We start from the raw sequence: 26,099 nt of genomic DNA on the forward strand, positions 1-26,099 counted from the left end.
GGCCTTCCGGTACTCCCTGTCGATTGACTCGATCACACCGACAGCACATTCATTCGATCGAGGGAACGACAAGCCGAACTCATCCGATTACCGTGTGTAGTCATCGGAGCCCGATCGCGCGAATGTCGTATATCCGACGCCTCGCGTGGTACCTCCGCTCTGGAACCAACCGGCTTCGGTGGGAGGCCACGCTATGAATGTCCGGATCACACTGCGGGTGGACGGCGAGGAGCGTTCGACGACGGTGGACAGCCGCACGACCCTGCTGGACGCGTTGCGGGAGCACCTGTCGGTGACCTCACCGAAGAAGGGCTGCGACCACGGCCAGTGCGGCGCCTGCACGGTACTGATCGATGGCAGACGCATGCTGAGCTGTCTGAAGCTCTTGGTCGGATGCGACGGCTCGGACGTGGTCACGGCCAACGGCCTGGGCGCGGCGAGCGGGAAGAGTGAGGCGGTGCGCGACCCGGCTGGCGAGTTGGGCGGGCTGCACGCGGTGCAACGCGCCTTCCTGGATCATGACGGTTTTCAGTGCGGGTACTGCACTCCGGGCCAGATCTGCTCGGCTGTCGGCATGTTCGAGGAGGCAGCGGCTGGACAGCCCAGTCACGTCACCACCGACCTGGCCGACGAGCGGATCGTCCTCGACGACGCGGAGCTGCGGGAGCGGATGAGTGGCAACCTCTGCCGCTGCGGTGCCTACGTCAACATCCTCGCGGCACTGCGTGCGGCACAGCCGCGCTCCCCCGCGGGGCGAGCACCGTCGGAGCTCCCGGAGGACGGCGCATGATCCCCTTCGACTACCAGCGTGCAGCTGCCCCTGCCGACGCCGTCGCCGCCGTGGCCGGCCGACCCGGCGCCGCCTTCCTCGGCGGTGGCACCAACCTGGTGGACCACATGAAACTGGGTGTCGCCGGGCCGGACCTCGTGGTGGACGTGTCCGAACTACCACTGAACCACGTACTGGAGACGGACACCGGAGCCCTGCGGATCGGCGCCACCGTGCGCAACAGCGACCTAGCGGCGCACCCGCTCGTGCGGCGCCGTTATCCGGCGCTCTGCCGGGCCTTGCTGTCCGGGGCCTCCGGACAGCTGCGGAACGCCGCGACGACCGCGGGGAATCTCCTCCAGCGCACCCGATGCCCGTACTTCCAGGACACCAGCACGCCCTGCAACAAGCGGGAGCCGGGCACGGGATGTTCAGCGATCGGCGGACACACCCGGGAGCAGGCCATCCTGGGGGCCTCGGCACACTGCATCGCCGTCCATCCCTCTGACATGGCGGTGGCGATGCTCGCGCTGGACGCCTCGGTCGGGGTGCTCGGCCCGTACGGTGAACGCACCCTGCCGCTGGACGCCTTGCACCGCCTCCCCGGCGACGCACCCGAGCAGGACACGGTCCTACGGCACGGTGAGTTGATCACCGACGTGGAGTTGCCGGCACGCCGATTCGCCGCGCGCTCCACCTACCGGAAGGTGCGGGACCGCGCGTCGTACGCCTTCGCCTTGGTGTCCGTCGCCGCCGCGCTGGATCTGGACGATGGTGTGGTGCGGGACGCACGCGTCGCATTGGGCGGGGTGGCACACGCTCCATGGCGCGCTACCCGGGCGGAGGAGGTGCTGCGCGGCGCGGTCGCGAGCGAGGGCACCTTCCGCCAGGCCGCGGACGCCGAACTGACGGCGGCCCGACCATACGGGGGTAACGCGTACAAGGTTCCGATGGTGCGCAACACGCTGGTGGCAGTGCTGCGAGGGCTCACCGCCGAGCGTCCTGATCGACCGTACCCGGGCTGGCACGGTCCGGGCCTGGAGGAGGAGAGCGGATGACAACGGGAGCGAGGTCCCGTGCCGTCGGTACGCCGGTGGCACGGGTGGAAGGCCACGCCAAGGTGACCGGCACCGCGCGGTACGCCTACGAGCAGCCGGCCGGCGCCGGCCCACCCCTGTACGCCCACCCCGTGCTCTCCACGGTGCCGCACGGTCGAGTCCGCGCGTTGGAGACCATGGCGGCGCGCACCCTGGACGGTGTGGTGACGGTGCTCACGCCGGACAACGCCGGCCAGCTGGATGATCTGCGCGGGGCGCAGGACGGTGAACTGGCGGTCCTGCAGTCGAACGAGGTCGCTTTCCGTGGCCAGTTCATCGCAGTGGTGGTCGCGGAGTCACCGGAGGCAGCCCAGCAGGCGGCCGGACTCGTGGAGGCGGACTACGACGAGTTGCCGCACCACACCGAACTCCGTGGTGACAGCGGTGACCTCTACACCCCGGAGCGGGTCAATCCGGCGTTCGCCCCGGACACCGTCGAAGGGGACGTGGACGGTGCTCTCGATTCCGCCGAACACATGGTTGACGTCACTTACCTGACGCCGATGGAACACAACAACCCGATGGAACCGCACGCTGCGGTGGCCCTCTGGGAAGCCGAGGGTGGGCCAGCGGACCGGCCGATCCCGGCAGGCTCCGACGCCGAGCGGCCCTCCTCGGACGGCGTGGCCACGGTGCGACTGACGCTGTACGCCTCGACTCAGGGCGCGCACACCGTACGCTCCACTCTCGCGCCGCTCTTCGGCCTGCGGAAGGAGGAGATGCGCGTGGTGTCGCCCCATGTGGGCGGCGGTTTCGGCTCAAAGGGGATGCCGCACGCGCACGACGTGCTCGCGGTGCTCTGTGCCCGAGCGGTACCGGGCCGTGCGGTGAAACTGGCGCTCACTCGACAGCAGACGTTCTCGCTGGCGGGTCATCGGACACCGACACTGCAACGGCTGCGGCTGGCCGCGGACTCAACCGGACGGATGGCGGCGGTGGCCCATGAGGTCACCGAACACACGTCAACGGTCAAGGAGTTCGCCGAACAGACGGCCTGTGGCACCCGAATGATGTACGCGGCTCCGAACCGACGTACCGCACACCGGCTGGCCGCCCTGAACGTGCCGGTGCCCTCGTGGATGCGGGCACCGGGTGAGGCGCCGGGAATCTTCGCACTGGAGACGGCCATGGACGAGCTCGCCTCAGCATGTGAGCTCGATCCGATCGAGTTGCGTCTGCGAAACGATCCGCCCCTCGATCCGGAGTCCGGAAAGCCCTGGTCCGGTCGCCGGCTGGTCGAATGCCTCCGGCAAGGCGCCCGCCGGTTCGGCTGGCAGGAGGGGCCCCCGGGATCACGCCGACGCCGGGAAGGCGATCAGCTGGTGGGCATGGGCGTGGCTGCGTCGACCTACCCGTGTTACACCTCTCCGGGCTCCCGCGCGCTCGTGCGTCATGACGGGACTGAGCACTACACCGTGCGTATCGGTGCGGCGGACATAGGCACCGGCACCTGGACCACACTCACCCAGATCGCCGCCGACGCGCTGGACCGCCCGGTCGAGGCGGTGACCGTGGAGATCGGCGACACGGACCTGCCCCACGCGACCGTGGCGGGCGGCTCCTCCGGGATGGCCTCCTGGGGGCCCACCATCGTGGCCACCGCGCGCCGGTTCCGTACGGAGCACGGGCAACAGCCGGCGGCCGGTGCGGTCATGACCGGCGAGTTGCCGGACAACCCGGATGCCGAGCAGTTCGCGCTGCATTCGTTCGGCGCGCAGTTCGCGGAAGTGCGGGTGGATGTTGACACCGGAGAGGTACGCGTGACTCGGATGCTCGGAGTGTTCTCCGCGGGCCGGATCATCAACCCCCGTACGGCCCGGTCCCAGTTCATCGGTGGCATGACCATGGGTCTCTCCATGGCCCTCCATGAGCACGGTGTCCTGGACCACCGGACGGGGCACGTCGTCAACCACGACCTGGCGAGCTATCACATCGCCGCCCATGCCGATATCGCCGATGTCGAGGCCGAGTGGCTGGAGGAAACCGATCCGCACGCCAACACGATGGGATCACGGGGAATCGGCGAGATAGGGATCGTGGGGGCACCGGCGGCCGTGGTCAACGCCGTTTACGACGCCACAGGCATACGGGGGCGAAGCCTCCCACTCACCCCGGACAAACTGGTGCGCTGAGAAGAGCGGATCGGGCCTCCCGGGAAGCCCTTCTTTCGGGAGCACCGCTTCGGCAACTCGATCAGGGCACCGGAACACACGAGATGGCCGGCGTGCACGGTGGGAATGGCGTACGCACCCCTACGCACGCACCACGAGGACGCAGGGGCGGAATCACCGAGACAACCCCGAAAGGCCAGCTCGGTGACCATCCGTCCTGACCGCCGTGAGCACGGCGTATCCGTCAGTGGTTTCGGGGGAAGCCCAGGTTGATGCCCCCACTGTCCGCTGGATCCGGCCAGCGGGTGGTGATCACCTTCCCCCGGGTGTAGAAGGCGATCCCGTCGTTTCCGTACACGTGCAGGTCGCCGAAGAGTGAGTCCTTCCAACCGCCGAAGGAATGGTGCCCCACCGGCACCGGAATCGGCACGTTGACGCCCACCATCCCGGCCTCGACCTCCAGTTGGAAGCGGCGAGCCGCGCCACCGTCCCGGGTGAAGACGGCCGTGCCGTTCCCCCAGGGGGAATTGTTGATCAGCGCCAGCGCCTCGTCATAGGTCTCGGCTCGTACGACACACAGCACGGGCCCGAAGATCTCGTCCCGGTACGCGTCAGACGCCGGACGCACCTTGTCCAGCAACGAGACTCCGAGGAAGAAGCCTTGCTCATGCCCCGACACCGACAGCGCCGTACCGTCCACCACCACCTCCGCACCCTGGTCGGCCGCTCCTCGGACGTAACCGGCGACCTTCTCCCGGTGTTCAGCGGTGATCAGCGGCCCCATCTCGGAATCCGGGTCGTTGCCGGGACCGATGCGGAGGTTCCTGGCACGTTCGGCGATCTTGTCGACCAGTTCGTCAGCCACCGAGTCGATAGCGACCACGACCGATACGGCCATGCACCGCTCACCGGCCGAGCCATACGCGGCGTTGACCGCGTTATCCGCGGCGTGGTCGAGATCCGCGTCCGGGAGCACGAGCATGTGGTTCTTGGCACCACCCAGCGCCTGCACCCGCTTGCCGTGACGTACGCCTTCCTGCTGGACGTACCGCGCGATGGGAGTGGAGCCGACGAACGACACGGCGGAGACGTCCGGGTGTTCCAAGAGCCGGTCGACCGCCACCTTGTCGCCACCCACGACATTCAGCACACCGTCCGGGAGTCCCGCCTCCGCGGCGAGTTCGGCCAACCGGTAGGCGGCGGACGGGTCCTTCTCACTGGGCTTCAGCACGAAGGTGTTCCCACAGGCGATCGCGAGCGGGAACATCCACAACGGCACCATCGCGGGGAAGTTGAACGGGGTGATGCCTGTGACCACCCCGAGCGGCTGCCGAATGGCGGAGACATCCACCCGTGTGGACACCTCGGTGGACAGTTCGCCCTTGAGCTTGTCCGCCAGCCCGCAAGCGAGTTCCACGATCTCCATACCGCGGGCCACCTCACCCAGCGCGTCGGAGTGCACCTTGCCGTGCTCCGCGGTGATCAGCCGGGCGATCTCCTCCCGGTGCGCGTCCAGCAACTGCCGATACGCGAACAGGATCGCGGTACGCCGAGCCAGCGAGTAGTGTCCCCACTCCTGGTACGCCTCCTTCGCGGCCGCGACAGCCTGGTCGACCTCCTCGGCACTGGCGAGGGCGATCCGGGTGGGTTGCTCCCCGGTGGCGGGGTCGTAGACCGGGCCGTACGCGCCGGTGCTGCCGTCGGTGTGTTTACCACCGATCCAGTGGCCGAGGGTCTTCATCGGATTCCCAATTCTCTCGTAGCGGTTCTGGTTGGGCTTGGATGCCCTTTCCAGGGGCTCGGGCGAGTGGTGCGTGGGTGGGTCAGTACTCGCCCGGATCGGGTGGGGGGAAACGTCTTCCGGCAAACCGAGCGTCTCCCGGGCAGCCTTGACATCACCGGACCGTCCTGGGCTACAGCTGCCGGCGTCTGTCCGCCAGCCGACGTTCGTACTCCACTCGGGCAGCGCGCGCCGCAGGCCGGGCCGCTGTCTCCGCCACCGGCACGTCCCACCAGGCCTGCGCTTCGGGGGCGGTGGACGTCGGATCGGTCTCGACGTATACACAGGTGGGGTGTCGGGCCTCCCGGGCGTCCCGCAGCGCGGCACGCAACTCCCGTACGCTGTCAGCCCGGAGCACCTCCATGCCGAGGGACGCGGCGTTCGCGGCCAGGTCGACGGGCAGCGGGTCCGCGGTGTAGTCACCGTCCGGCGCGGGGTACCGGTAGGCGGTGCCGTATCCCTCACCGCCGGTCGCCTCGGAGAGACCGCCGATGGACGCGTAGCCGTGGTTCTGGATCAACACGATCTTGAGCGGGAGCCGGTGCTGCACGGCGGTGACGATCTCGGTGGGCAGCATAAGGTAACTGCCGTCTCCGACGAGGGCCCACACCGGTCGCTCTGGATCGGCGAGCAACACGCCGAGGGCGCCGGGGATCTCGTAACCCATACAGGAGAAGCCGTACTCCACGTGATACTGCCGCGGCGACCGGGCCCGCCACAGCTTGTGCAGGTCACCGGGCAGCGAGCCGGCGGCGTTGATCACCACGTCCGACTCGTCGACAACCTCGTCCAGCGCGCCCAACAGTTGGGTCTGCGTGGGCCGGGCGGCGCCGTCCCCACCGTCATAGGCGGCCCGCACCACGCGTTCCCAGGCACCTCGGCGCCTCTGGTACTCCCTCTCGTACTCCTTCTCGACCCGGTGACCGCGCAGCGCGTCGGTGAGCGCTTCCAGGCCGCTGCGCGCGTCGGCGACCAGCGTGTGCGCGTTGAGCTTGTGCGCGTCGAACGGGGTGACGTTGAGGTTGACGAACCGGACTCCGGGGTGGGCGAAGAGGGTGCCGGACGCGGTCGTGAAATCGGTGTAGCGGGTGCCGACCCCAAGCACCACGTCCGCGGTGCGCGCGATCTCGTCCGCGGCTGCCGTGCCAGTGTGGCCGATCCCGCCCAGTTCCGCGGGATGGTCGTGACGCAACGCCCCCTTCCCGGCCTGGGTGGTTGCGACGGGGATTCCGGTGGCGTCGGCGAACGCCCGCAGCGCCTCCGCCGCTTCGCTGTGCTGCACGCCGCCGCCCGCGACGACCAACGGGCGAGCGGCGGACCGTACGACGGTGGCGGCCGCCGCCAGAGCGAGGGGCTCCGGCGGCGGCCGTCGCACCTGCCAGTCCCGTTCCGCGAAGAACTCCGCCGGCCAGTCGAAGGCTTCGGCCTGTACGTCCTGCGGCAGCGCCAGTGTGACCGCCCCGGTCTCCGCGGGATCGGACAGGACCCGCATCGCCTCCAGCGCCACGGGAATCAACACTTCCGGACGCACCACCCGGTCGAAGTATCGGGATACCGGCCGGAGCACGTCGTTGACCGAGATGTCGCCCGCATGGGGCACCTCGAGTTGTTGCAGCACCGGATCAGCCGGCCGGGTGGCGAAGGTGTCACCGGGCAGCAGAAGCACGGGCAGCCGGTTCACGGTGGCCAGTGCCGCCCCGGTGGCCAGATTGGTGGCGCCCGGCCCGATGGAGGTGGTGACCGCCTGTGCGCGCAACCGGTTCGAGTGACGGGCGTAACCGACGGCCGCGTGCACCATGGCTTGTTCGTTACGGCCCTGCAGGTAGGGCATGTTGGCGCGGTGCTCCACCAGGGCTTGTCCGATCCCCGCGACGTTGCCGTGCCCGAAGATCCCCCAACAGGCACCCAGCAATCGCTGCCGGTTGTCGTCTCGCACGGTGTACTGCGCGGTCATGAAACGCACCAGCGCCTGCGCGACGGTGAGCCGCACGGTCATGACGTCATCCCTTCCCCGGCGGCGCCGGACGCCCCGGTTTCCCCGGCGTCCCCTGGGGGCCCGGTCTCCCCGACCGGCCCGACTGTCTGCCGGCCGCTGCTCCGCCGCGCGGGGTCCATCGCCGGCGCCGTGTACCGCGGCAGCCGCGGGTCCACCGGCTGGTCTTCCCAACTGCTCCGAATCCAGGCGTGCTCGGGATGATCCCGGATCAGCCACTCGCGCGCCGAGCCCGGGCCGGCCATCACGTTGAGGTAGTACATGTCATGTCCCGGAGCAGCGATGGAGGGACCGTGCCAGCCATCCGGAATCAGGACGGCGTCTCCGCTGCGCACCTCGGCGAGTACGTCGGTACGGCTGTCCGGACCGGAAGGAGTGACGCGCTGGTATCCGACACCTTCCGTCCCGTCATGAGCGGCGATCTCGTAGTAGTAGATCTCCTCGAGTTCGCTCTCCTCTCCCGGACTCTGCTCGTCGTGCTTGTGCGGCGGGTACGACGACCAGTTGCCGCCCGGAGTGAGCACCTCGACGGCGATCAGGTTGTCCGCCTCGAAAGCCCCGGCCGCGGCGAAGTTGTTGACCTGGCGGGAGCAGTTCCCCCGCCCCCGCAGTTCGACCGAGACCTCAGCCGCGGGACCGTATCGTGCCGGAAGTCGGCGCGCGCAACGAGCCCCGGCGAGTGCGAACCGTCCGCCTCGCGTGCTGGAGATCCACAGCTCTCCGTCTCGGGGCGCGTAGACGAAGTCGGTGACGCCGCTGAAGACGCTGTCCCGACCGTGCAGTTCGAAGTCCCGCCGTGTGCTGTCCGCCCGCACGGCCACGGTGCAGCCGCCGCCCAGCGGCAGGACGATCCACTCGCTGTCGCCGGTGGCGAACCGGTGGCGGCCGCCCGGCGGCAGTTCGAGGACCCGCAGTGCGGAGTAGTCCCAGCCGGCGCTCTCCGGTGCGACGTCGAGCACGTACGGCGAGCCCGGGGCCTCCGAGTCGCCCTCGGTGCCCGCCAGCCGGTGGAAGCCGTGGTTCCTCATCTCTTCACCCTTCCTCTCCGGGACCGATCAGAGCAGTCCGACGGCGGTGTCCACCGCCGCCTCGACGTCCCCGTCCACCGGATAGAGCAGCGCACGACCCACCACCAGTCCCTGCACCGTCGGCAGCCGCAGGGCGGTGCGCCAACTGTCGTACGTCTCCTCCGGATCGCCGTCGAGGTCTCCACCTAGGAGCACGGCTGGCAGGGTGGACGCGGCCAGCGCCTCGGCCATCCGGCCGGGGTCCTCCGTGACCGGGACCTTCAACCAGGTGTACGCGGAGGTGCCGCCGAGTCCGGAGGCGATGGCCAGCGAGGTGGCAACCGCCTCCGGAGACAGGTCATTCCGCAGCCGGCCGCCAACCCGCCTACTGAGGAACGGCTCGACGAATACCGGCAGTTTCCGCTCGGCCATCGCATCGACCATCCGTGCCGTGGACAGCAGCGTGCTGAGCGTGCCCTCGTCCTCGTGGTCGATACGCAGCAGCAGCTTGCCGGCGTCGAAGCGGAGTCGCCCAATGTCCTGGGCCCGGTGCCCCGTAAAGCGATCGTCCAGCTCGAACGCCGCGCCGGACAGGCCGCCCCGGTTCATCGAGCCCACGACCACCCGCTCCTCCAACGCCCCCAGCAACAAAAGGTCGTCCAGGATGTCGGCGGTGCCGAGCACGCCGTCCACCCCGGGTCGCGCCAGCGCACGGCACAGTCGTTCCAGCAGGTCGGCGCGGTCGGCCATGGCCGTCTTTCGGTCTCCCACACCGAGCATGCCCCGGGCCGGGTGGTCGGCCGCGAGAATCAGGAGCCGTCCGCTCTCCCCGACCAGCGGGCGCCGTACCCGTCGGGCCGCCGCCTCGGCGACGGCTTCGGGGTGCCGCGCCCGCAGCGCGGCCAGTTCGGCGGGGCTGATCGGCAACACACTCACCTCCGTCGGGTCAGCCGTCGAGCAACGCGTCGACTTCGGACGGCACGGGCATCGCGGACGAACAGGCGAGCCGGCCGGCGACCAGTGCACCGGCGGCGTTCGCGTAGCGCACCAGGCGGGCGAGGTCCCAGTCGGCCAGCAGACCGTGGCACAGTGCCCCGCCGAACGCGTCGCCGGCACCGAGTCCGTTCACCACCTCGACCGGATGCGGCGGTAGTTCGGCGATCGTGCCGTCCCGATGGGCCGCCAACACCCCCTCGGGCCCCTTCTTCACGACGGCGAGCGTGGCCCCGGAGGCGAGCAAGGACTCGGCGCAAGCCCGTGGCTCCCGAAGGCCGGTGGCGACTTCGCACTCATCAAGGTTGCCCACCGCCACGGAAGCGTGCGCCAGCGCGGCCTGGTAGATCTCGCGGACATCCGCTGCCTCGGTGCTCCAGAACATCGGCCGCCAGTCCAGGTCCAGGACACTGGCGACTTCCGGCTGCCCCGCTCCCTGTTTCGGATCGACGGCGCTCTGGCCCCCGCCCCCACCGTCGCCCCGGGCACGCAGTGCCGCGAGGGTCGCGGACCGGCTCGGCTCCGCGCACAGTCCGGTGCCTGTGACCCAGAGGATACGGGCCGCGCGTACCGCTTCCAGGTCCAGTTCGGCGGCGTCGATCTCCAGGTCAGGGGCCTTGGGCCAGCGGTAGAAGTAGAGCGGGAAGTGGTCCGGAGGGAATATCTCGCAGAAGGTGACGGGCGTGGGCAGGTCGCGTACGGGGGTGACCCAGCGGTCATCCACCCCGAACTCCCGCAGGGCCTGGTGACAGTAGTCCCCGAACGGGTCCGTGCCCGTACGGGTGATGACGGCCGAGGTACGTCCGAGCCGGGCCGCGGCCACGGCCACGTTGGTCGCGGAACCGCCCAGGAACTTCGCGAACGTGTCCACCTCGGCCAGCCCCACCCCCGTCTGCAGCGGATAGATGTCCACCCCGATGCGTCCCATGGTCAGCACGTCGAAGCTTGGGCTCATACGGGGTGTCCCTCCGGGGATTGGAGCTGACTGCTGACAGCATCCGGTGTAGACCCGCGACGGAAGCCTGTCAACGCGATGTCCTTACATAAGAACGTATGGACCTTCCGAGACTCCCCGGTCTATCGTCGGAGTCACGCACCCCCCCGCCCCACCGTCGATCAGGCGAGACTCCCGGCCGGCACAGGGCCGGCACAGGAAGGAGCGTCCCGCATGCCCACTTCCCTCGACCGCCTCCGGGTCGGCTCCGCCCCCGACTCGTGGGGCGTCTGGTTTCCCGACGACTCGCAGCAGGTGCCATGGGAGCGCTTCCTGGACGAGGTCGCGGACGCCGGCTACGACTGGATCGAACTGGGCCCCTACGGCTACCTCCCCACCGACCCGGTCCGGCTTCGCGACGAGGTGGACCGGCGCGGCCTCCGTGTGTCGGCCGGGACGGTGTTCACGTCGCTGCACCGGGGCCCCGCGGTATGGGAGGAGACCTGGGCACAGGTCTCCCGGGTCGCCACCCTCACCCAGGCGATGGGCGCACGGCACCTGGTGGTGATCCCCTCCTTCTGGCGGGACGACCGTACCGCGGAGATGATCGAGCCCAGCGAGCTGACCTCGGCGCAGTGGGAGCAACTGACCAGCGGGACGGAGCGGTTGGCCCGTGAGGTACGGGACCGGTTCGGCCTGGAGATCGTCGTGCACCCGCATGCCGACACCCACATCGACACCGAACCGCACGTTCGGCGGTTCCTCGACGGCACGGACTCCGGACTGGTCAACCTCTGTCTGGACACCGGGCATTACGCCTATTGCGGCGGAGACAGCGTCAAACTGATCGAGACGTACGGCGAACGGATCGGCTACCTGCATCTCAAGCAGGTGGATCCAGCGGTGCTGGCCCGGGTGTCCGCCGAGGGCACTCCGTTCGGTCCGGCCGTCCAGCAGGGGGTGATGTGCGAGCCACCCCTCGGCGTGCCCGAGATGGAACCGGTGCTGAACGCCGCGCAACGACTCGGTGTCGACCTGTTCGCCATCGTCGAGCAGGACATGTATCCCTGTCCGCCGGACCAGCCCCTGCCCATCGCCCGGCGGACCCGACGCTTCCTGCGCGGCTGCGGCGCCTGACGTACGAGAGGCCGCACGGCGCCGTGCCCTGGCCTCGCGGAAACCCCCCGACGCGGCCCGCCCGGCCCAGCCCGGTCCAGCCCGGCCCGGTGGCCGGGCATACCGTACGGCCATGGGTTCGCTGAGTCATCACAGCTACTGCACCGAGATCCTCGCGCAGACCGCGCTGTTGAGAGCGCATCTCGACGGCGCGGATCTGGCGGGCGAGGTGGCCGCCTGCCCGGGCTGGAGTCTCGACCAGTTGCTGCGCCACCTCGGTGGCGCGCACCGCTGGACCGAGCGGATCGTGCGTACCCGCGCGACCGGCCCGGTCGCGGACGACCAGGTCAGCGACCCCGCTTGGTACGCACACCAGGACCCCTCCGCCCTTCGCGACTGGCTCACCGAAGGCGCCGAGCGGCTCGCGGACACACTGCGTGAAGCCGGTCCCGACGTACCGGTGTGGACGGTGGCACCGGGCGGCACGCCGACGTTCTGGGCCCGCCGCATGACGTACGAGACCGTGGTTCATCGGGCGGACGCGGCCTCGACGGTCGGCGCGGGCTTCATGGTCGACCAGGCACTGGGCCTGGACGCGGTCGACGAGTGGGTGGGGTTCAGCGCCCTGCCGCAGGCGTACGCCTCAGCTGACTCCCGCACCGCGCTACTCGCCCCCGGCCGGTGCGTTCGCCTCCAGGCCACGGACGCGGCACCCGGAACACCCGCGAACTGGTTCGTCCTCCTCAGTGGCGAGCCGATCACCTGGCGCCGTACGACCGCCGCGGACCTGGAGCAGGGCACGACCTCACCCGAGGCCAGCGCGACCGTACGCGGACCGCTCGCCGACCTCCTCCTACTGCTGTACGGCCGCAGGACACCGGCGAGCGAGGGCATCACGGTGGATGGCGACGCGGAGTTGCTCATCGCGTGGCTGGAGGCAGCGGGCGACTGGCTGCGGCGATGATCGGCACCGCCACGGCCCCGACTGGGCACGATGCGATACCCTAAGGGGGTATAAACGGGTCGAACTTCCCGACCCGGCGGCACACGCGCACACCACACCACCAGGGAGCGAGACATGTCGGAGGCCACCACCTACCAGGTCAGCGGAATGAGTTGTGACCACTGCGAGAAGGCGATCTCCGCCGAACTCTCGGAGATCGAGGGAGTATCGGCAGTACAGGCCGCCGCCTCGACGGGCTTGGTGACGGTCACGTTCACCGGCGATCCGGACGATGAAGCCGTACGCGCCGCCGTGGACGAGGCAGGGTACGAACTCGTGGGGCGGCACGCCGACCAGCCGGACGTGTGAGCCCCACCAGGCGCCGGCCCGACCGACACCACAACCTTCTCGCGCAGCGCCGGGAACGCCCCGCGACGAGTCCCCCCACGGGCCCGCCGGCGGGGCGTTCCGCTGTCCCGGTCTTGGATTCCCCCCACAGGATTCCCACCGGGCGCATGCTGGCGCGCGCATCGAGGGGCCGCTCAAAGCTTCCCGTGCACGCGCACCGTGCGGCGACGACTCCGCCGGGTGCCGACGCCACCCGGTTAGACTCACGCCCCCCGCGAATGGTTACCCCCAAATTTTGTGACCCGCGTCACATCACCCTCGGTCGCTCATCGTTGGCACCCGCCGACCTCGACCCATGCGACAGGGCCTCAGTCCGTAGCGGACTGAGGCCCTGGTGAGCTTGGTACGGTCGCGCCTACCGCCGAGCAGGACGTGAGGTTCGGCCTACGTCAGCGGGATTCGACCGGTACGTAGTCACGCTGCACCACACCGGTGTAGATCTGCCGGGGGCGACCGATACGGGAGTTCGGCTCCTTGATCATCTCGTGCCACTGCGCGATCCACCCGGGCAGCCGGCCGAGCGCGAAGAGCACCGTGAACATGCTGGTCGGGAAGCCCATCGCACGGTAGATCAGACCGGTGTAGAAGTCGACGTTCGGGTAGAGCTTCCGCTCCACGAAGTAGTCGTCGCTGAGCGCGCGCTCCTCCAGCCGCAGCGCGATGTCCAGCAGTTCGTCGCTCTTACCGAGCGCGGAGAGGACGTCGTGCGCCGCCGCCTTGATGATCTTCGCCCTGGGGTCGAAGTTCTTGTAGACGCGATGCCCGAAGCCCATCAGCTTCACGCCGTCTTCCTTGTCCTTCACCTTGCGGATGAAGGTGTCGACGTCGCCGCCCTGCGCCTGGATCGACTCCAGCATCTCCAGCACGCTCTGGTTCGCACCACCGTGCAGCGGGCCCCAGAGCGCGTTGATACCAGCGGAGATGGAGGCGAACATGTTCGCCTGCGAGGAACCCACCAGCCGGACCGTGGAGGTGGAGCAGTTCTGCTCGTGGTCGGCGTGCAGGATGAGCAGCTTGTCCAGGGCACTCACCACGACCGGGTCCAGGTCGTACTCCGCCGCCGGCACGGAGAAGGTCATGCGCAGGAAGTTCTCGACGTATCCCAGGTCGTTGCTGGGATAGATCACGGGATGACCGACGGCCTTCTTGTAGGCGTAGGCCGCGATGGTCGGCAGCTTCGCCAACAGCCGGATGGTCGACAGGTGCCGCTGCTGCTCGTCGAACGGGTTGTGGCTGTCCTGGTAGAACGTCGACAGGGCGCTGACCACGGAGGAGAGCATCGCCATGGGGTGGGCGTCCCGGGGGAAGCCGTCGTAGAAACGCTTGACGTCCTCGTGCAGCAGGGTGTGCTGGGTGATCTCGTTCTTGAAGTGGGCCAGCTGGTCCACGGTGGGCAGCTCGCCGTTGATCAGCAGGTAGCCCGTCTCGATGAACGACCCACGCTCGGCCAACTGCTCGATTGGATACCCGCGGTAACGCAGGATGCCCTGCTCACCGTCGAGGTAGGTGATGGCGGACTTGTACGCGGCGGTGTTGCCGTAGCCGGAGTCCAGGGTCACCAGGCCGGTGTCGGCACGCAGCTTCCCGATGTCGACGCCACGGTCACCGACCGTGCTGTCCACCACCGGATAGCTGTATTCACGGTCACCGTGCCGCAGTACTACAGCGCTGTCACTTGCGTGGTGTTCGCTCACGTCTTCCCTCACCCGGACGTAGTGCCTCTTCGTTGAGATGCCCCTGACGCTTTCCACTGTCCCCCATTTGGTGCCGTGCGGTGCACTGGGGGTCGGCCAATGGGCTCCATGGTGGCACCGAGTGCCGCCATGGCTACTATCCTGCACCTTCTGAGCCCGCCGGTCACCCCCGCGCGCGCATTCCGTACGCCCTCAGGGTCCGCTCGGCGCGGCGAGCCGGTGATCCAGGGCCGTGCAGCGACGACCAGCCGAGACCGTACGCACCGCCTGGCCGATCGCCCGGTGCGAGCCGACCAGCACCACCAGCCGTTTCGCCCTCGTTGTCGCGGTATAGAGGAGGTTGCGCTGCAACATCATCCAGGCACCGGTGGTGACCGGAATCACCACCGCTGGATACTCGCTGCCCTGTGAGCGGTGAATAGTCACGGCGTAGGCGTGCGCCAGCTCGTCCAGCTCGTCGAAGTCGTAGCACACCTCCTCGTCCTCGTCAGTCAGCACGGTCAGCCGCTGGTCCTCACCGTGCAGTCCGGTGACCACGCCGACGGTGCCGTTGAAGACGCCGTTCGCGCCCTTGTCGTAGTTGTTGCGGATCTGGGTGACCTTGTCGCCGACTCGGAACACCCGGCCGCCGAACCGCTTCTCCGGCACATCCGGACGGGCGGGCGTGACGGCCTGCTGCAACAGGCCGTTGAGCGTGCCCGCGCCCGCCGGGCCTCGGTGCATCGGGGCGAGTACCTGTACGTCGCGGCGGGGGTCGAGTCCGAACCTCGCCGGAATCCGTCGGGCCACCACGTCCACCGTGAGTCGTCCGGCGGCCTCCGTGTCGTCCTCCGCGAACAGGAAGAAGTCGGGCAGTCCCTGGGTGATGGGCCGTGTCCCGGCGTTGATCCGGTGCGCGTTCGTGACCACGCCAGACTGCTGTGCCTGCCGGAAGATCCTGGTCAGTCGCACCGCGGGCACCGGACTCTCGGACGCGAGGAGGTCACGCAACACCTCACCCGCCCCGACCGACGGCAACTGGTCGACGTCGCCCACCAGTAGGAGGTGGGCGCCCGGCGGCACCGCCTTGATCAGCTTGTTGGCGAGGAGCAGGTCCAGCATGGAAGCCTCGTCCACCACCACCAGATCCGCCTCCAGCGGTCGCTCCCGGTCGTACGCCGCGTCCCCACCCGGCTTGAGCTCCAACAACCGGTGCACCGTGGACGCCTCCGCGCCGGTCAGCTCGGCGAGCCGCTTGGCGGCCCGGCCAGTCGGCGCCGCCAGCACCACCCGAGCGTTCTTCGCCCGCGCCAACTCGACCACCGAACGCACCGTGAAGGACTTCCCGCAGCCCGGCCCTCCGGTGAGCACCGCCACCTTCTCGGTCAACGCCAGTCGCACCGCCTGCTGTTGCTCGGGGGCGAGATCCGCGCCCGTACGCCGGGCCAGCCAGTCCAGGGCGCGGTCCCACACGACCTCCTGGAAGGCCGGGAGCAACTCCTCGTCAGTGCGCAGCAGGCGCAGCAGCTGTGCGGAAAGCGAGATCTCCGCCCGGTGGAAGGGCACGAGGTAAACCGCCGTCACCGGCTCCCCGTCCGTGCCGGGGACAGACTCCCGGACCACGCCCTCCTCCTGCTCGGCCAGCTCCCCCAGACACTCGATGACCAGTCCGGTGTCCACCTGAAGGAGTTTCACGGCATCCGAGATCAGCCGTTCCTCCGGGAGGTAGCAGTGCCCCTGATCGGTGGACTGGGAGAGGGCGTACTGCAGACCGGCCTTGACCCGCTCAGGACTGTCGTGCGGGATGCCGACCGCCTGCGCGATCCGGTCGGCGGTCAGGAACCCGATGCCCCAGACGTCCGCCGCCAGCCGGTAGGGGGAGTTCCGCACGACGGAGATCGACGCGTCGCCGTACTTCTTGTAGATCCGAACGGCGATGGACGTGGACACCCCCACGCCCTGCAGGAAGATCATCACCTCCTTGATCGCCTTCTGCTCCTCCCAGGCCGCCGCGATCTTGTGCGTACGCTTCGGGCCCAGGCCAGGCACGTCGATGAGCTTCCCCGCGTCCGACTCGATCACCTCCAGGGTGTCGAGACCGAAGTGGTCGACGATGCGCTCGGCGATCCTCGGTCCGATCCCCTTGATCAGCCCGGAGCCGAGATAACGTCGAATGCCCTGCACGGTGGCCGGCAGCACCGTGGTGTAGTTCTCCACCGTGAACTGCCTGCCGTACTGCGGGTGCGACCCCCAACGGCCCTCCATCCGCAGCGACTCCCCCACCTGCGCTCCCAGCAGCGAGCCCACGACGGTGAGCAGCTCCCCGCCACGACCGGAGTCCACCCGGGCGACGGTGTATCCGTTGTCCTCGTTCGCATAGGTGACGCGCTCCAGGACGCCTTCGAGCACAGCTGGTTCGAACGACATATCACTCACGGTAGCGCCTCGGACTGACAACCCGGCCGTACGGTCAGGTGGCCGTTCGTGCGGTCCAGACAGCGAGGGCCGGATGTGTCGCCCTCTTGTCCCCGTTTCCTGACACGTCCTACTCTCCGAGCTGTATTCGTTACCGTTCGGCACCGCTCGGCACCTTTCCGCGCCGCTCCGTCCCGCTCAGCACCGCCGTCCCCTCCCTACCCGGCACCCCGCTCCGCCGACCGCTCCGGACCGCCGACACCGCAGGTCACCCCACAGCGCGAGCCGTCGCCCACGTCTGCCGCCGGCCCGGCCTCCTCCAACGTCGCCTCGGACGCACGGGATTGGAGCACCCTTGACCACCCTCGACGCGTCACCCGCCCCCGCCCTGCTCCGCACCGAGGCAATCAGCAAGCGGTATCCGGGCGTCCAGACGCTGGACCGGGTCGACTTCGAGGTGCGCGCCGGCGAGGTGCACGTCCTGCTGGGTGAGAACGGCGCCGGCAAGAGCACCCTGATCAAGGTCCTCGCCGGAGCCCACCGTCCGGACGGCGGCGCCGTCCTGATCGACGGAGAACCGGTCCGCATCCGCGGAGCACGGGACGCGGAACGCCACGGCATCGCCACCATCCACCAGGAGTTCAACCCGGTGCCGGAGTTGACCGTGGCGGAGAACATCTTCCTGGGCCGCCAGCCACGCCGGTACGGCCTGCTCGACCGCGCGCCCGCATGCGGCGGGAGGCAGAAGCTCTGCTGCGCCGGGTCGGCGTGGACGTGCCGGTGTCCGCACGACTGCGTCACCTCGGTGCGGCCAGACGGCAGATGGTGGAGATCGCCAGGCCCTGAGCCGCCAGGCCCGGGTGCTGGTGATGGACGAGCCGACCGCGGTGGTGACCACTGGCGAGGTGGACCGACTCGTGGAGATCGTGGATCGGTTACGGCAGGACGGCGTGGGCGTCGTCTTCATCACCCACAAGCTGGAGGAGGTGGCGCGGCTCGGTGACCGGGTCACCGTCCTGAGGGACGGTCGCGGGGTCGCGCAGGTCCCGGCCGACACCGACCGGGACGAGTTGGTACGTCTCATGGTCGGACGCGACATCGACCAGCACTTCCCCAGGAAGTGTGGGGCGCGGGAACGGAGCGTGGCGCCACTCCTGCGGGTGACGGCGCTGACGAGTCCGGGCCGCTTCGTCGACGTCGGCTTCGAAGTACACCCCGGGGAGGTCGTCGGCCTGGCCGGACTGGTGGGCGCGGGGCGTACGGAAGTGGCACGTGCGCTGTTCGGCGTCGACCCCTATCCGCACGGTTCCGTCGAGGTGCTCGGCCGGCCACTCCCGCCGAACGACGTCGTCGCGGCGCTACGGGCCGGCCTCGGCCTGGTGCCGGAGGACCGTACGGCCCAGGGGCTGCTGTTGGACGCGTCCGTGGCGGAGAACCTCGGCTTGGTCACGATGCGGCAGGCGCGTCGCGCGGGTCTCGTGAACCGTGCCGGACAGCGCCGGGCCGCCGGTCAGGTGGCCGAACGGCTCGGGATTCGGATGGCGGGCCTGAACCAGCACGCGCGCACACTGTCCGGCGGCAACCAGCAGAAGGTCGTCTTCGGCAAGTGGCTGCTGGCGCGTACGCCAGGGTGACCTGACCGCGACCGTGGCGCAACAGCCGTCGAAACTCGGCTCGATGGCCGTACGCCAGGCCGTACGAGCCGCGGGCGGCACGGACGTGCGGCGGCAGATCGACGTCCCGGTACGGGTCGCGACCGAGCGGAACGCCGACGAGTTCTCGTGACCCGGCGACGTCCCCGCCCACCCAGCCACACCGGCCTCCCCTCGCCGCCACCCGCCGTGGCCCGAACGGCACCCGCCGTCCTCGTACTTGACGACGAGGATGTCCGCCCTCCTGCATACTTCGATGTAGTCCCGCGCGGGGAGGCGGGAGGCCCGGGCGTTGTGTTGCCATAGTGCGTGCCTTCCAGTTACGGCAGCGCACGCGAAGCACGACAACCCCCCGGTCATGCTTCGCGCGCGTGATGACGGTGGCGTGGAGGGCGCCAGCGCTGCGGCAACCAGACCGAACGGTCCCGGGTGAGTCGGCTGGTGCGGGCTCCCCCCGTGGCCCGTCCACCGAACGACCCACCCTGGTTGCCGCGGCGCGATGGTTTCTGGTCGGCTGAGGTCATGCGACTGGCTTTCTCCACTCTCGGCGTCCCCGGTATGCCCGTGCCGGAAGTCCTGCGTCTCGCCACCGAGAACGGCTTCCACGGGGTGGAACTCCGCGCTCATCCGGAGGAGTCCGTGCGTCCTGGAATGTCGCGGGCCGAACGACTGTCGGTCGTCGAACGCTTCCGGGACGCCGGCATCGAGATCCTCACCGTCGCCGGGTATCCGCGCGTCGCCGCCCCCGGCGCCGACGAGCCGGTGCTGGCCGAGCTCCGGTCGCTCCTGGAACTCGCCCGCGACCTCGGGGCGAGGTGGGTGCGTGTCTTCCCGGGCGGCGCCACCGGTGCGGAGGAGCGGGAACAGGAAGCCGACCCCGGCACCGCTGTCGGCACGGACGCCGACGCCACGGCCGTACGCCGCCTGTCCGCCGCCGCTCCCATGGCCAGCGACATGGGCGTACGCGTCCTCCTGGAGACCCACGACTCGCACCCCACCGGTGCGGACGTGGCCCGGGTGCTGGACGCGGTGGCCAGCGACGCGGTGGGCGGCTTGTGGGACGTCCTGCACACCTGGCGCGGGCGGGAGGAACCCTCCGAGACGCTGCGGCTGCTCGGTCCGCACCTGGGTTATGTCCAGGTGAAGGACATCGCCGCCAGGGAGGACACCACACCCCTGCCGCCCGGGGCAGGGATACTGCCACTGGCCGAGGTGATCGAGCTGCTGGCCCGGCGGTCCTGGGACGGATGGCTGTGCTGGGAGTACGAGAAGCGCTGGTATCCCGAGGTACCGGAGCTGGCCGGCGCGCTGAAGGACGTACGGGAACACCTGTTGCGTCTGCTGTCGGACGCCGCCTGAGACGAACCGGCGGCGTCCGACAGCGGTCCCGGCCCGCCCGGGGTGAGCACCCGGAGGAACGGGCCGGGACGGGAGGCCGTCAGGGACGCAGTGCCCGGTCCCGTAGTGGCTGCTGGTCCAGCTGCGGGTGGGGCTCCGTCAGCCGTCGCGTGTGGGCCTTGACTCCGGGATCGTCCCGCACGTCAGCCCACTCCAGCAGGGACGAGGTCGCGGACCGCCGCTCGTCGTCTCGGAGGCCGGCGATGTCCGCGCCGTGGTTCGCGCCGGGCGCGGTGTAGACATGACCGTCGGAGCTACCCTCGCCCAGGCGGAAGGGTTCCGCTCCCCAGGGGTCGTTCTCTCCGTAGACGAAGAGCATCTCGGAGGATTCCGTACGCACCCACTTGTCGATGTCCCGCATCGCCCGCTTGTCGAACTCCATGGGAATGTCCCGGGGCACGAAGCTGCGCGGGGTGTTGATGCCCGGATAGCGCAGCAGGTCACGGAGGTGCGGCGTACGGACGTCGGGCTGCCCCAGCTCGGTGCCGGCCTGGTAGTAGTACGGGACGTACGGCCGCAGGCCCTGGTCGGCGTACGCGGCGAAGCCGGCGATCTCGTCGACGAAGGCGTACAGCTTGTCGGTGCTCACATCGGTCGTGGGCACGTCCGCGCACGCGGACTCCTCCTGGTACTGCCAGAAGCCCCACACCAGGTCGAGCACCGTGACCTCGTACGCCCGGTCCACCGAGCCGACCAGGTCGAAGGTCCAGCCCTCCTCGGCCGCGGCCTTCTCGTAACGCGCGACCATCTCGTCGCGCCGCTCCAGCGCCTCGCGCTGGATGTCGGCGAGCCGTGCCCGGCAGGCGGGGGTGGAGACCTCGTCGAAGAAGCGGTCGTACGCGGAGTCCTCGCGGTTGTTGACGTTGTTCGGGGCGACGTACGCCACCGTGCCGTCCATGTCCTCCGGGTAGAAGCGCCGGTAGTAGGTGGCCGTCATGCCGCCCTTGCTGCCGCCGGTGGACACCCAGTTCTGGTCGTAGATGCGCTTCAAGGCCTGCTGGAGGCGGTGTTGGTCGCTGGCGGCCTGCCAGATGTCCAGCTTGCTCCAGTCCGCGGGGTCGGGACGGGAGGGGGTGAAGAAGCGGTACTCCATGGACACCTGGTTGCCGTCCACGATCTGGGTCGGCTCGCTGCGCCGCGGCTCCTCGCTGAGGTCGTAGCCGGAGGTGAAGAAGACCGTGGGCCGGTCCTCGTCGCGGTGCAGGATGGAGATCCGCTGCTTGAACGTGCCCGCGTCCGGGTCCCGATGGTCGACCGGCTGCTCGTAGTTGAGCAGGAAGAAGCGATACCCGTCCGCGGGCTTCTCCTCGATGATGCTCATGCCCGGGATCGCCAGGATGCGGTCCCTGATATCCGTGCTGACAGCACTTTCCGTGCCGTTGTCTGCGTCCGCCGCGGTCGCTGCGGTGGCCGACGCGCCACCCACGCACGCGGTGCCGATCAGCACCACGAACGAGAGCAGCCATCTGAGCGCCTTGCCCATGCACCCTCCCCTGGAGTCGAAAAGGTCGCAGGCGAACCTATCGGCGCGGGGAGGACTCCGCCAGATCCACGCCCGGGGAGGTCTTGACGAACCCTCACACGAGGCTGAGCTGCCCGCCGGGGCCAGCGGGCAGCTCACACCACCGAAGCTCGGGCGCCCTCAGACCACCGAGGGCTCGGGCACCCCCACGTATCTCCGCCACAGCTCGGCGTAGTGCCCCTCCCGGGCCAACAGCTCGGCGTGGGTGCCGGTTTCCACCACTTGGCCGTGCGCGAGGACGACGACCCGGTCGGCACGGGCGGCCGTGGTCAGTCGGTGTGCGACGACCAGGGTGGTACGCGTCCGGGCGAGCTGCTCCGTGGCCCGGTTGACAAGCGCCTCGGTCGCCAGGTCAAGCGCCGCGGTGGCCTCGTCGAGCAAGAGCACATCCGGATCGACCAGCTCCGCCCGCGCCAACGCGAGCAGTTGCCGCTGTCCGGCGGAGAGGTTGCGGCCCCGTTCCGCGATCTGGTGCAGATAGCCGTCCGGAAGCGCGGCGATCATGTCGTGCGCTCCCACCGCCCGGGCCGCCGTCTCCACTTCCGCGTCCGTCGCGTCCTCCCGGCCGTACGCGATGGTCTCCCGCACGGTGCCGGGGAAGAGGTACGGCTCCTGCGGCACGACGCCCAACCGGTGCCGGTAGGTCGCCGGATCCAGCGCCCGAAGGTCCGTGCCGTCCGCCCGCACGGTGCCGGACGTCGGATCGTAGAACCGCGCGACCAGCTTCACCAGAGTGGACTTGCCCGCTCCGGTCTCGCCGACGAAGGCGACTGTCTGACCTGCCGGCACCCGCAGGTCGATGCCGGAGAGCGCGTCCTGTTCACCCTCGCTCGTGGTGTAGCGAAAGCGCACGTCCTCGAAGGAGAGGTCGCCCCGCAGCGTGCCGACCTCCCGGGGACGCTCGGCCGTGGGTGTGCTGGTCCGCTCACGCAGCAGCTCCTGAATCCGGCCCAACGCGACCGACGCCTGCTGGTAACCGTCGAAGACCTGGGAGAGCTGCTGTACCGGCGCGAAGAAGAGTTCGATGTACAGCAGATACGCGACGAGCGCACCCGCGGTCAGCGTCCCTTCCTCGACCCGCCCCGCGCCGACCACGAGGACCGCCGCGGTGGCCAGCGCGGCCAGCAGCTGCACGAACGGGAAGTACACCGAGATCAACCACTGGCCCCGTACGCGGGCGCTCCGGTATCCGCTACTGCGCTCGGCGAACCGGCTGGTGCCCCTGCCCTCCCCGCGGAACGCCTGGACCATCCGCAGGCCGGCGACGGTCTCCTGCAGGTCCGCGTTGACCGAGCTCACCCGCTCACGGGCGAGTTCGTACGCCTTGACGCTCTTCCGGCGGAAGTAGAACGTCCCGATGGCCAACACCGGCAGGGTGGCGAAGACGAGCAGCGCCAGCTGCGGATCGAGGACCACCAGCGCGACGAGGATGCCCAGGAAGGTGAGCAGTGAGACCAGGGCGGTGACCAGGCCGGTCTGCAGGAACGTGGACAGGGCGTCCACGTCGGTGGTCATCCGGGTCATCACGGCACCGGCGAGATGGCTCTCGTAGTAGTCGAGACCCAGTCGCTGCAACTGCGCGAAGATCTTGACCCGCAGCGAGTACAGCATGCGTTCGCCCACCCGGCCGGTGAGGAACAGCGCCGCCGTCTGTGCCGCCCACTGTCCGAGAACCACCACGAGCGCCAGCCCGGCGGCGAGCCAGACGGCACCGAGGGCGAGCTGCTGTACGCCCTCGTCGATGCCGTGCCGGATGAGGATCGGCAGCAACAGCCCGGCGAGCGCGTCAAGCGCCACGAAGGCGAGAGCGATCGCGAGCGGACGGCCGAAGCCCCGCATCAGTCGACGCAGGCCGTAACTGTCCTCGGGTTGTTCCGCTCGCGCCTCGTCGATCTGCGGCGTGTCGTCCGCCGGTGGCAGGGCCGCCACCCGGGCGAGCAGTTCGGGGCTGCCGGGCAGCGCGGCGAGTTCGCCACCGAAGCCGCCTGGGCGGCCGCTCTGGGCGGCGTCGCCGCCGCTCGGGAGCTGGTGGTCGGGGCCGCTCGAACCGTCCCGACGCACCCAGAGTTCGGGGGTGACACCGTCCACGGTGTGGTGAGCGTCGTGTCCGGCGAGGCCGGCCGGATCCCGCTCGGTCTCGGCCAGTTCCTCCGGATCGGTCAGTAGTCGGCGGTACAGCCCACAGCGTGCGGTGAGTTCCTCATGCGTCCCGCAGTCCACCAACCGCCCGCGGTCCAGCACCGCGATCCGGTCGGCGAGGGCGAGGGTGGACTGACGGTGCGCGATCAACAGGGTGGTGCGTCCGGCCATGACGCCTCGGAGCGCCTCGTGGATCTCGTGCTCCACTCGGGCGTCCACCGCGGAGGTCGCGTCGTCCAGCACCAGCAGTCGGGGATCGGTGAGGATCGCCCGGGCCAGCGCGATCCGCTGCCGCTGCCCGCCGGATAGGGTGAGGCCCTGCTCGCCGACGGTGGTGTCGTATCCGTACGGGAGTTCCGAGACGAAGCCGTCGGCCTGCGCCGCGCGGGCCGCCGTACGTATCTGCTCGTCCGTCGCGTCGGGGGCGCCGTAGGCTATGTTGGCCCGAATGGTGTCGGAGAAAAGGAAGCTGTCCTCGGGCACGAGGCCGATGGCCGACCGCAGCGAGTCGAGCGTGAGGTCACGCACGTCGTGACCGCCGACGCGGACGGCACCGGCCGTGACGTCGTAGTACCGGGGTAGCAGCATCGAGACGGTGGACTTGCCGCTGCCGCTGGTGCCGACGACCGCCACGGTCTCGCCCGGTTCGATCCGCAGGCTGAAGCCGGACAGCACCGTGTGGGCCGGCCCGTTGCGCGGCCCGTCCTGTTCCTCGTCGTACGGCTTGTCGTACGGCTCGTGCCCCTGGTCAGCGACCGCCCCGGCGGACGGTGTCGCGGTCAGGTCCGCGCCGTAGCCGAAGGTGACGTCGTCGAACTCGACGGAGGCGTCAGCATCGGCTGGCAGCACCCGGGCGTCGACGCGTTCCGCCATCGTGGGCTCGGTGTCGATCAGGTCGAAGATCCGCTCCACCCCGGCCCTGGCCTGCTGGCCGACCGTGAGCATCATGGCAAGCATCCGGACCGGGCCGACCAGTTGCGCGAGGTAGGTGGAGAAGGCGACGAACGTGCCCAGCGTGATCTGACCACGCGTCGCCAACCAGCCGCCCAGCGCCAGCATCGCGACCTGGCCCAGGGACGGCACGGACTGCAGCGCGGGCGTGTAGCGCGCGTTGAGCCGCACCGTGCGGAGCCGGGCGGCGAACAGCACACGGCTGATGCGTCGGAGCTTGCCGGTCTCCTGACGCTCCTGACCGAAGCCCTTTACCACGCGTACCCCGGTCACCGCGCCGTCCACCACGGACGCCACGGCCCCGGCCTGTTGCTGGGCGTACCAGGTGGACGGGAACAGGCGCTTACGGCTGAGGTTGGCGATCCACCACAGGAGCGGGGCGACGGCCACCGACACCAGGGTCAACAGCGGCGAGAGCGCCAGCATGACGACCATGGCGACGGCGAACAGCAGGATGTTGCCGAGCATCATCGGCACCATGAACAGGAGACTCTGCACCAGCTGTAGATCGCTGGTGCCACGCCCCACCACCTGGCCGGTGCTCAGCTCGTCCTGTCTCCGGCCGTCGAGCCGGACGAGGGCGCCGTACATGTCCGTGCGCAGGTCGTGCTGTACGTCCAGGGCGAGCCGTCCGCCGTAGAAGCGCCGCACGTACGTGAAGCCGTACACGACGAGTGCCGCCGCGACGAACAGCCCGATCCACCAGACCATGCTGCCGTCCCCGGACACCACCACGTCGTCGATGATCACCTTGGTCAGCAACGGCACCAGCGCCATGACCGCCATGCCGCCGAGTGACGCGCCGAGCGCCAGGAGAACGTTGCGCTTGTATCGCCAGCAGTAAGCGGTCAGCCTGCGCGCCCACCCCGGCTGTCCGCCGCCACTCGCCGTCTCCTTCTCCCCCACGCCGCGCGTCCTTTCCCGACGAATCCTCGCTGCCGGAAGGCTGCAACATCACGACCGCCGGATTTCATTCCGCCCGTCGCGACTCTCGACCGTATCCCGCGAGCCAAGCTGAACACAGCGAGCCCCGGAGGAGCCGCATACTTCTCCGGGGCCGCTGCTCGGGGCGTCGGATCGGTGGCCGTCAGCGAAGCCAAGCACCCCCCACAGGGCTGGCCCGCCGTCCGTCAGCGACACCCCGTCCCGCGGGGCAACGTCGAGCAGTCTGCCGAAGTGGGGCCCGCGCAGCCAGCGA

At 69.6% G+C, this 26,099-nt stretch carries 17 protein-coding genes and 1 pseudogene; 9 read left to right on the plus strand and 9 right to left on the minus strand.

Annotated features, from left to right (window positions below; translation table 11 throughout):
- Positions 1-193: 193 nt before the first annotated feature.
- From AN216_RS15140 to AN216_RS15150, 3 genes are read left to right on the plus strand one after another with little or no spacing between them, the layout of a single operon-like run.
- Positions 194-790, plus strand: coding sequence for a 2Fe-2S iron-sulfur cluster-binding protein (locus AN216_RS15140; protein WP_070197177.1), 597 nt, complete (start codon positions 194-196; stop codon positions 788-790).
- On the plus strand, positions 787-1,827 hold the full coding sequence (locus tag AN216_RS15145) for an FAD binding domain-containing protein (protein ID WP_070197178.1): 1,041 nt from the start codon (positions 787-789) through the stop codon (positions 1,825-1,827). The genes AN216_RS15140 and AN216_RS15145 overlap by 4 nt, the downstream gene beginning before the upstream one ends.
- Positions 1,824-3,998: a xanthine dehydrogenase family protein molybdopterin-binding subunit gene (locus AN216_RS15150; RefSeq protein ID WP_070197179.1), complete on the plus strand. Its 2,175-nt coding sequence runs from the start codon at positions 1,824-1,826 to the stop codon at positions 3,996-3,998. The genes AN216_RS15145 and AN216_RS15150 overlap by 4 nt, the downstream gene beginning before the upstream one ends.
- Before the next feature lie 223 nt (positions 3,999-4,221).
- Here AN216_RS15150 and AN216_RS15155 read toward each other — a convergent pair whose 3' ends face one another.
- From AN216_RS15155 to AN216_RS15175, 5 genes are all read right to left on the minus strand, one after another.
- Positions 4,222-5,718 (minus strand): CoA-acylating methylmalonate-semialdehyde dehydrogenase, encoded by a 1,497-nt coding sequence (locus AN216_RS15155; protein ID WP_070197180.1) that lies wholly within the window; start codon positions 5,716-5,718, stop codon positions 4,222-4,224.
- 172 nt (positions 5,719-5,890) lie between these two features.
- On the minus strand, positions 5,891-7,753 hold the full coding sequence (iolD, locus tag AN216_RS15160; protein WP_070197181.1) for a 3D-(3,5/4)-trihydroxycyclohexane-1,2-dione acylhydrolase (decyclizing): 1,863 nt from the start codon (positions 7,751-7,753) through the stop codon (positions 5,891-5,893).
- Positions 7,750-8,778, minus strand: coding sequence for a 5-deoxy-glucuronate isomerase (gene iolB / locus AN216_RS15165; RefSeq protein WP_079166606.1), 1,029 nt, complete (start codon positions 8,776-8,778; stop codon positions 7,750-7,752). The genes iolD and iolB overlap by 4 nt, the downstream gene beginning before the upstream one ends.
- 27 nt (positions 8,779-8,805) lie before the next feature.
- Positions 8,806-9,684: a Cgl0159 family (beta/alpha)8-fold protein gene (locus AN216_RS15170; protein ID WP_070197320.1), complete on the minus strand. Its 879-nt coding sequence runs from the start codon at positions 9,682-9,684 to the stop codon at positions 8,806-8,808.
- Between the two features lie 19 nt (positions 9,685-9,703).
- Positions 9,704-10,705: a 5-dehydro-2-deoxygluconokinase gene (locus AN216_RS15175; protein ID WP_070197182.1), complete on the minus strand. Its 1,002-nt coding sequence runs from the start codon at positions 10,703-10,705 to the stop codon at positions 9,704-9,706.
- 213 nt (positions 10,706-10,918) lie between these two features.
- Here AN216_RS15175 and AN216_RS15180 point away from each other — a divergent pair, with 213 nt between their 5' ends.
- The 3 genes from AN216_RS15180 to AN216_RS15190 all read left to right on the plus strand — a co-directional run bounded on the left by AN216_RS15180 (position 10,919) and on the right by AN216_RS15190 (position 13,112).
- The gene (locus AN216_RS15180; protein ID WP_070197183.1) at positions 10,919-11,821 is read left to right on the plus strand and encodes a sugar phosphate isomerase/epimerase family protein; all 903 of its coding nucleotides are present in this window, start codon (positions 10,919-10,921) and stop codon (positions 11,819-11,821) included.
- 112 nt (positions 11,822-11,933) lie between these two features.
- A complete protein-coding gene (locus AN216_RS15185; RefSeq protein ID WP_070197184.1) occupies positions 11,934-12,764 on the plus strand; it encodes a maleylpyruvate isomerase N-terminal domain-containing protein in 831 nt (276 codons plus the stop codon).
- Positions 12,765-12,878: 114 nt separating this feature from the next.
- A complete protein-coding gene (locus AN216_RS15190; protein WP_070197185.1) occupies positions 12,879-13,112 on the plus strand; it encodes a heavy-metal-associated domain-containing protein in 234 nt (77 codons plus the stop codon).
- 428 nt (positions 13,113-13,540) lie between these two features.
- On the opposite strand, the gene AN216_RS15195 is transcribed toward AN216_RS15190, so the two are convergent.
- Complete coding sequence (locus tag AN216_RS15195) at positions 13,541-14,845, minus strand: citrate synthase (protein WP_070197186.1); 1,305 nt, start codon at positions 14,843-14,845, stop codon at positions 13,541-13,543.
- A gap of 192 nt (positions 14,846-15,037) precedes the next feature.
- The gene (gene recD2, locus AN216_RS15200) at positions 15,038-17,251 is read right to left on the minus strand and encodes an SF1B family DNA helicase RecD2 (protein ID WP_070197187.1); all 2,214 of its coding nucleotides are present in this window, start codon (positions 17,249-17,251) and stop codon (positions 15,038-15,040) included.
- A 343-nt stretch (positions 17,252-17,594) separates the two neighbouring features.
- Between recD2 and AN216_RS15205 the strand changes: the two are divergent.
- The 3 genes and pseudogenes from AN216_RS15205 to AN216_RS15210 form a co-directional block, all read left to right on the plus strand.
- Positions 17,595-18,864 (plus strand): annotated as a pseudogene (locus AN216_RS15205) (sugar ABC transporter ATP-binding protein); the annotation flags it as partial.
- A 22-nt stretch (positions 18,865-18,886) separates the two neighbouring features.
- Positions 18,887-19,024, plus strand: coding sequence for a hypothetical protein (locus AN216_RS29275; RefSeq protein ID WP_170843129.1), 138 nt, complete (start codon positions 18,887-18,889; stop codon positions 19,022-19,024).
- A 389-nt stretch (positions 19,025-19,413) separates the two neighbouring features.
- Entirely contained in the window at positions 19,414-20,250 is an 837-nt protein-coding gene (locus AN216_RS15210; protein ID WP_070197188.1) for a sugar phosphate isomerase/epimerase family protein, read from the plus strand.
- Between the two features lie 79 nt (positions 20,251-20,329).
- On the opposite strand, the gene AN216_RS15215 is transcribed toward AN216_RS15210, so the two are convergent.
- Positions 20,330-21,772, minus strand: coding sequence for a S28 family serine protease (locus AN216_RS15215; RefSeq protein WP_070197189.1), 1,443 nt, complete (start codon positions 21,770-21,772; stop codon positions 20,330-20,332).
- A 159-nt stretch (positions 21,773-21,931) separates the two neighbouring features.
- Positions 21,932-25,807: an ABC transporter ATP-binding protein gene (locus AN216_RS15220; protein ID WP_070197190.1), complete on the minus strand. Its 3,876-nt coding sequence runs from the start codon at positions 25,805-25,807 to the stop codon at positions 21,932-21,934.
- Positions 25,808-26,099: the final 292 nt, after the last annotated feature.

Source organism: Streptomyces oceani (assembly GCF_001751245.1).
GTDB classification, from domain to species: Bacteria; Actinomycetota; Actinomycetes; order Streptomycetales; family Streptomycetaceae; genus Streptomyces; species Streptomyces oceani.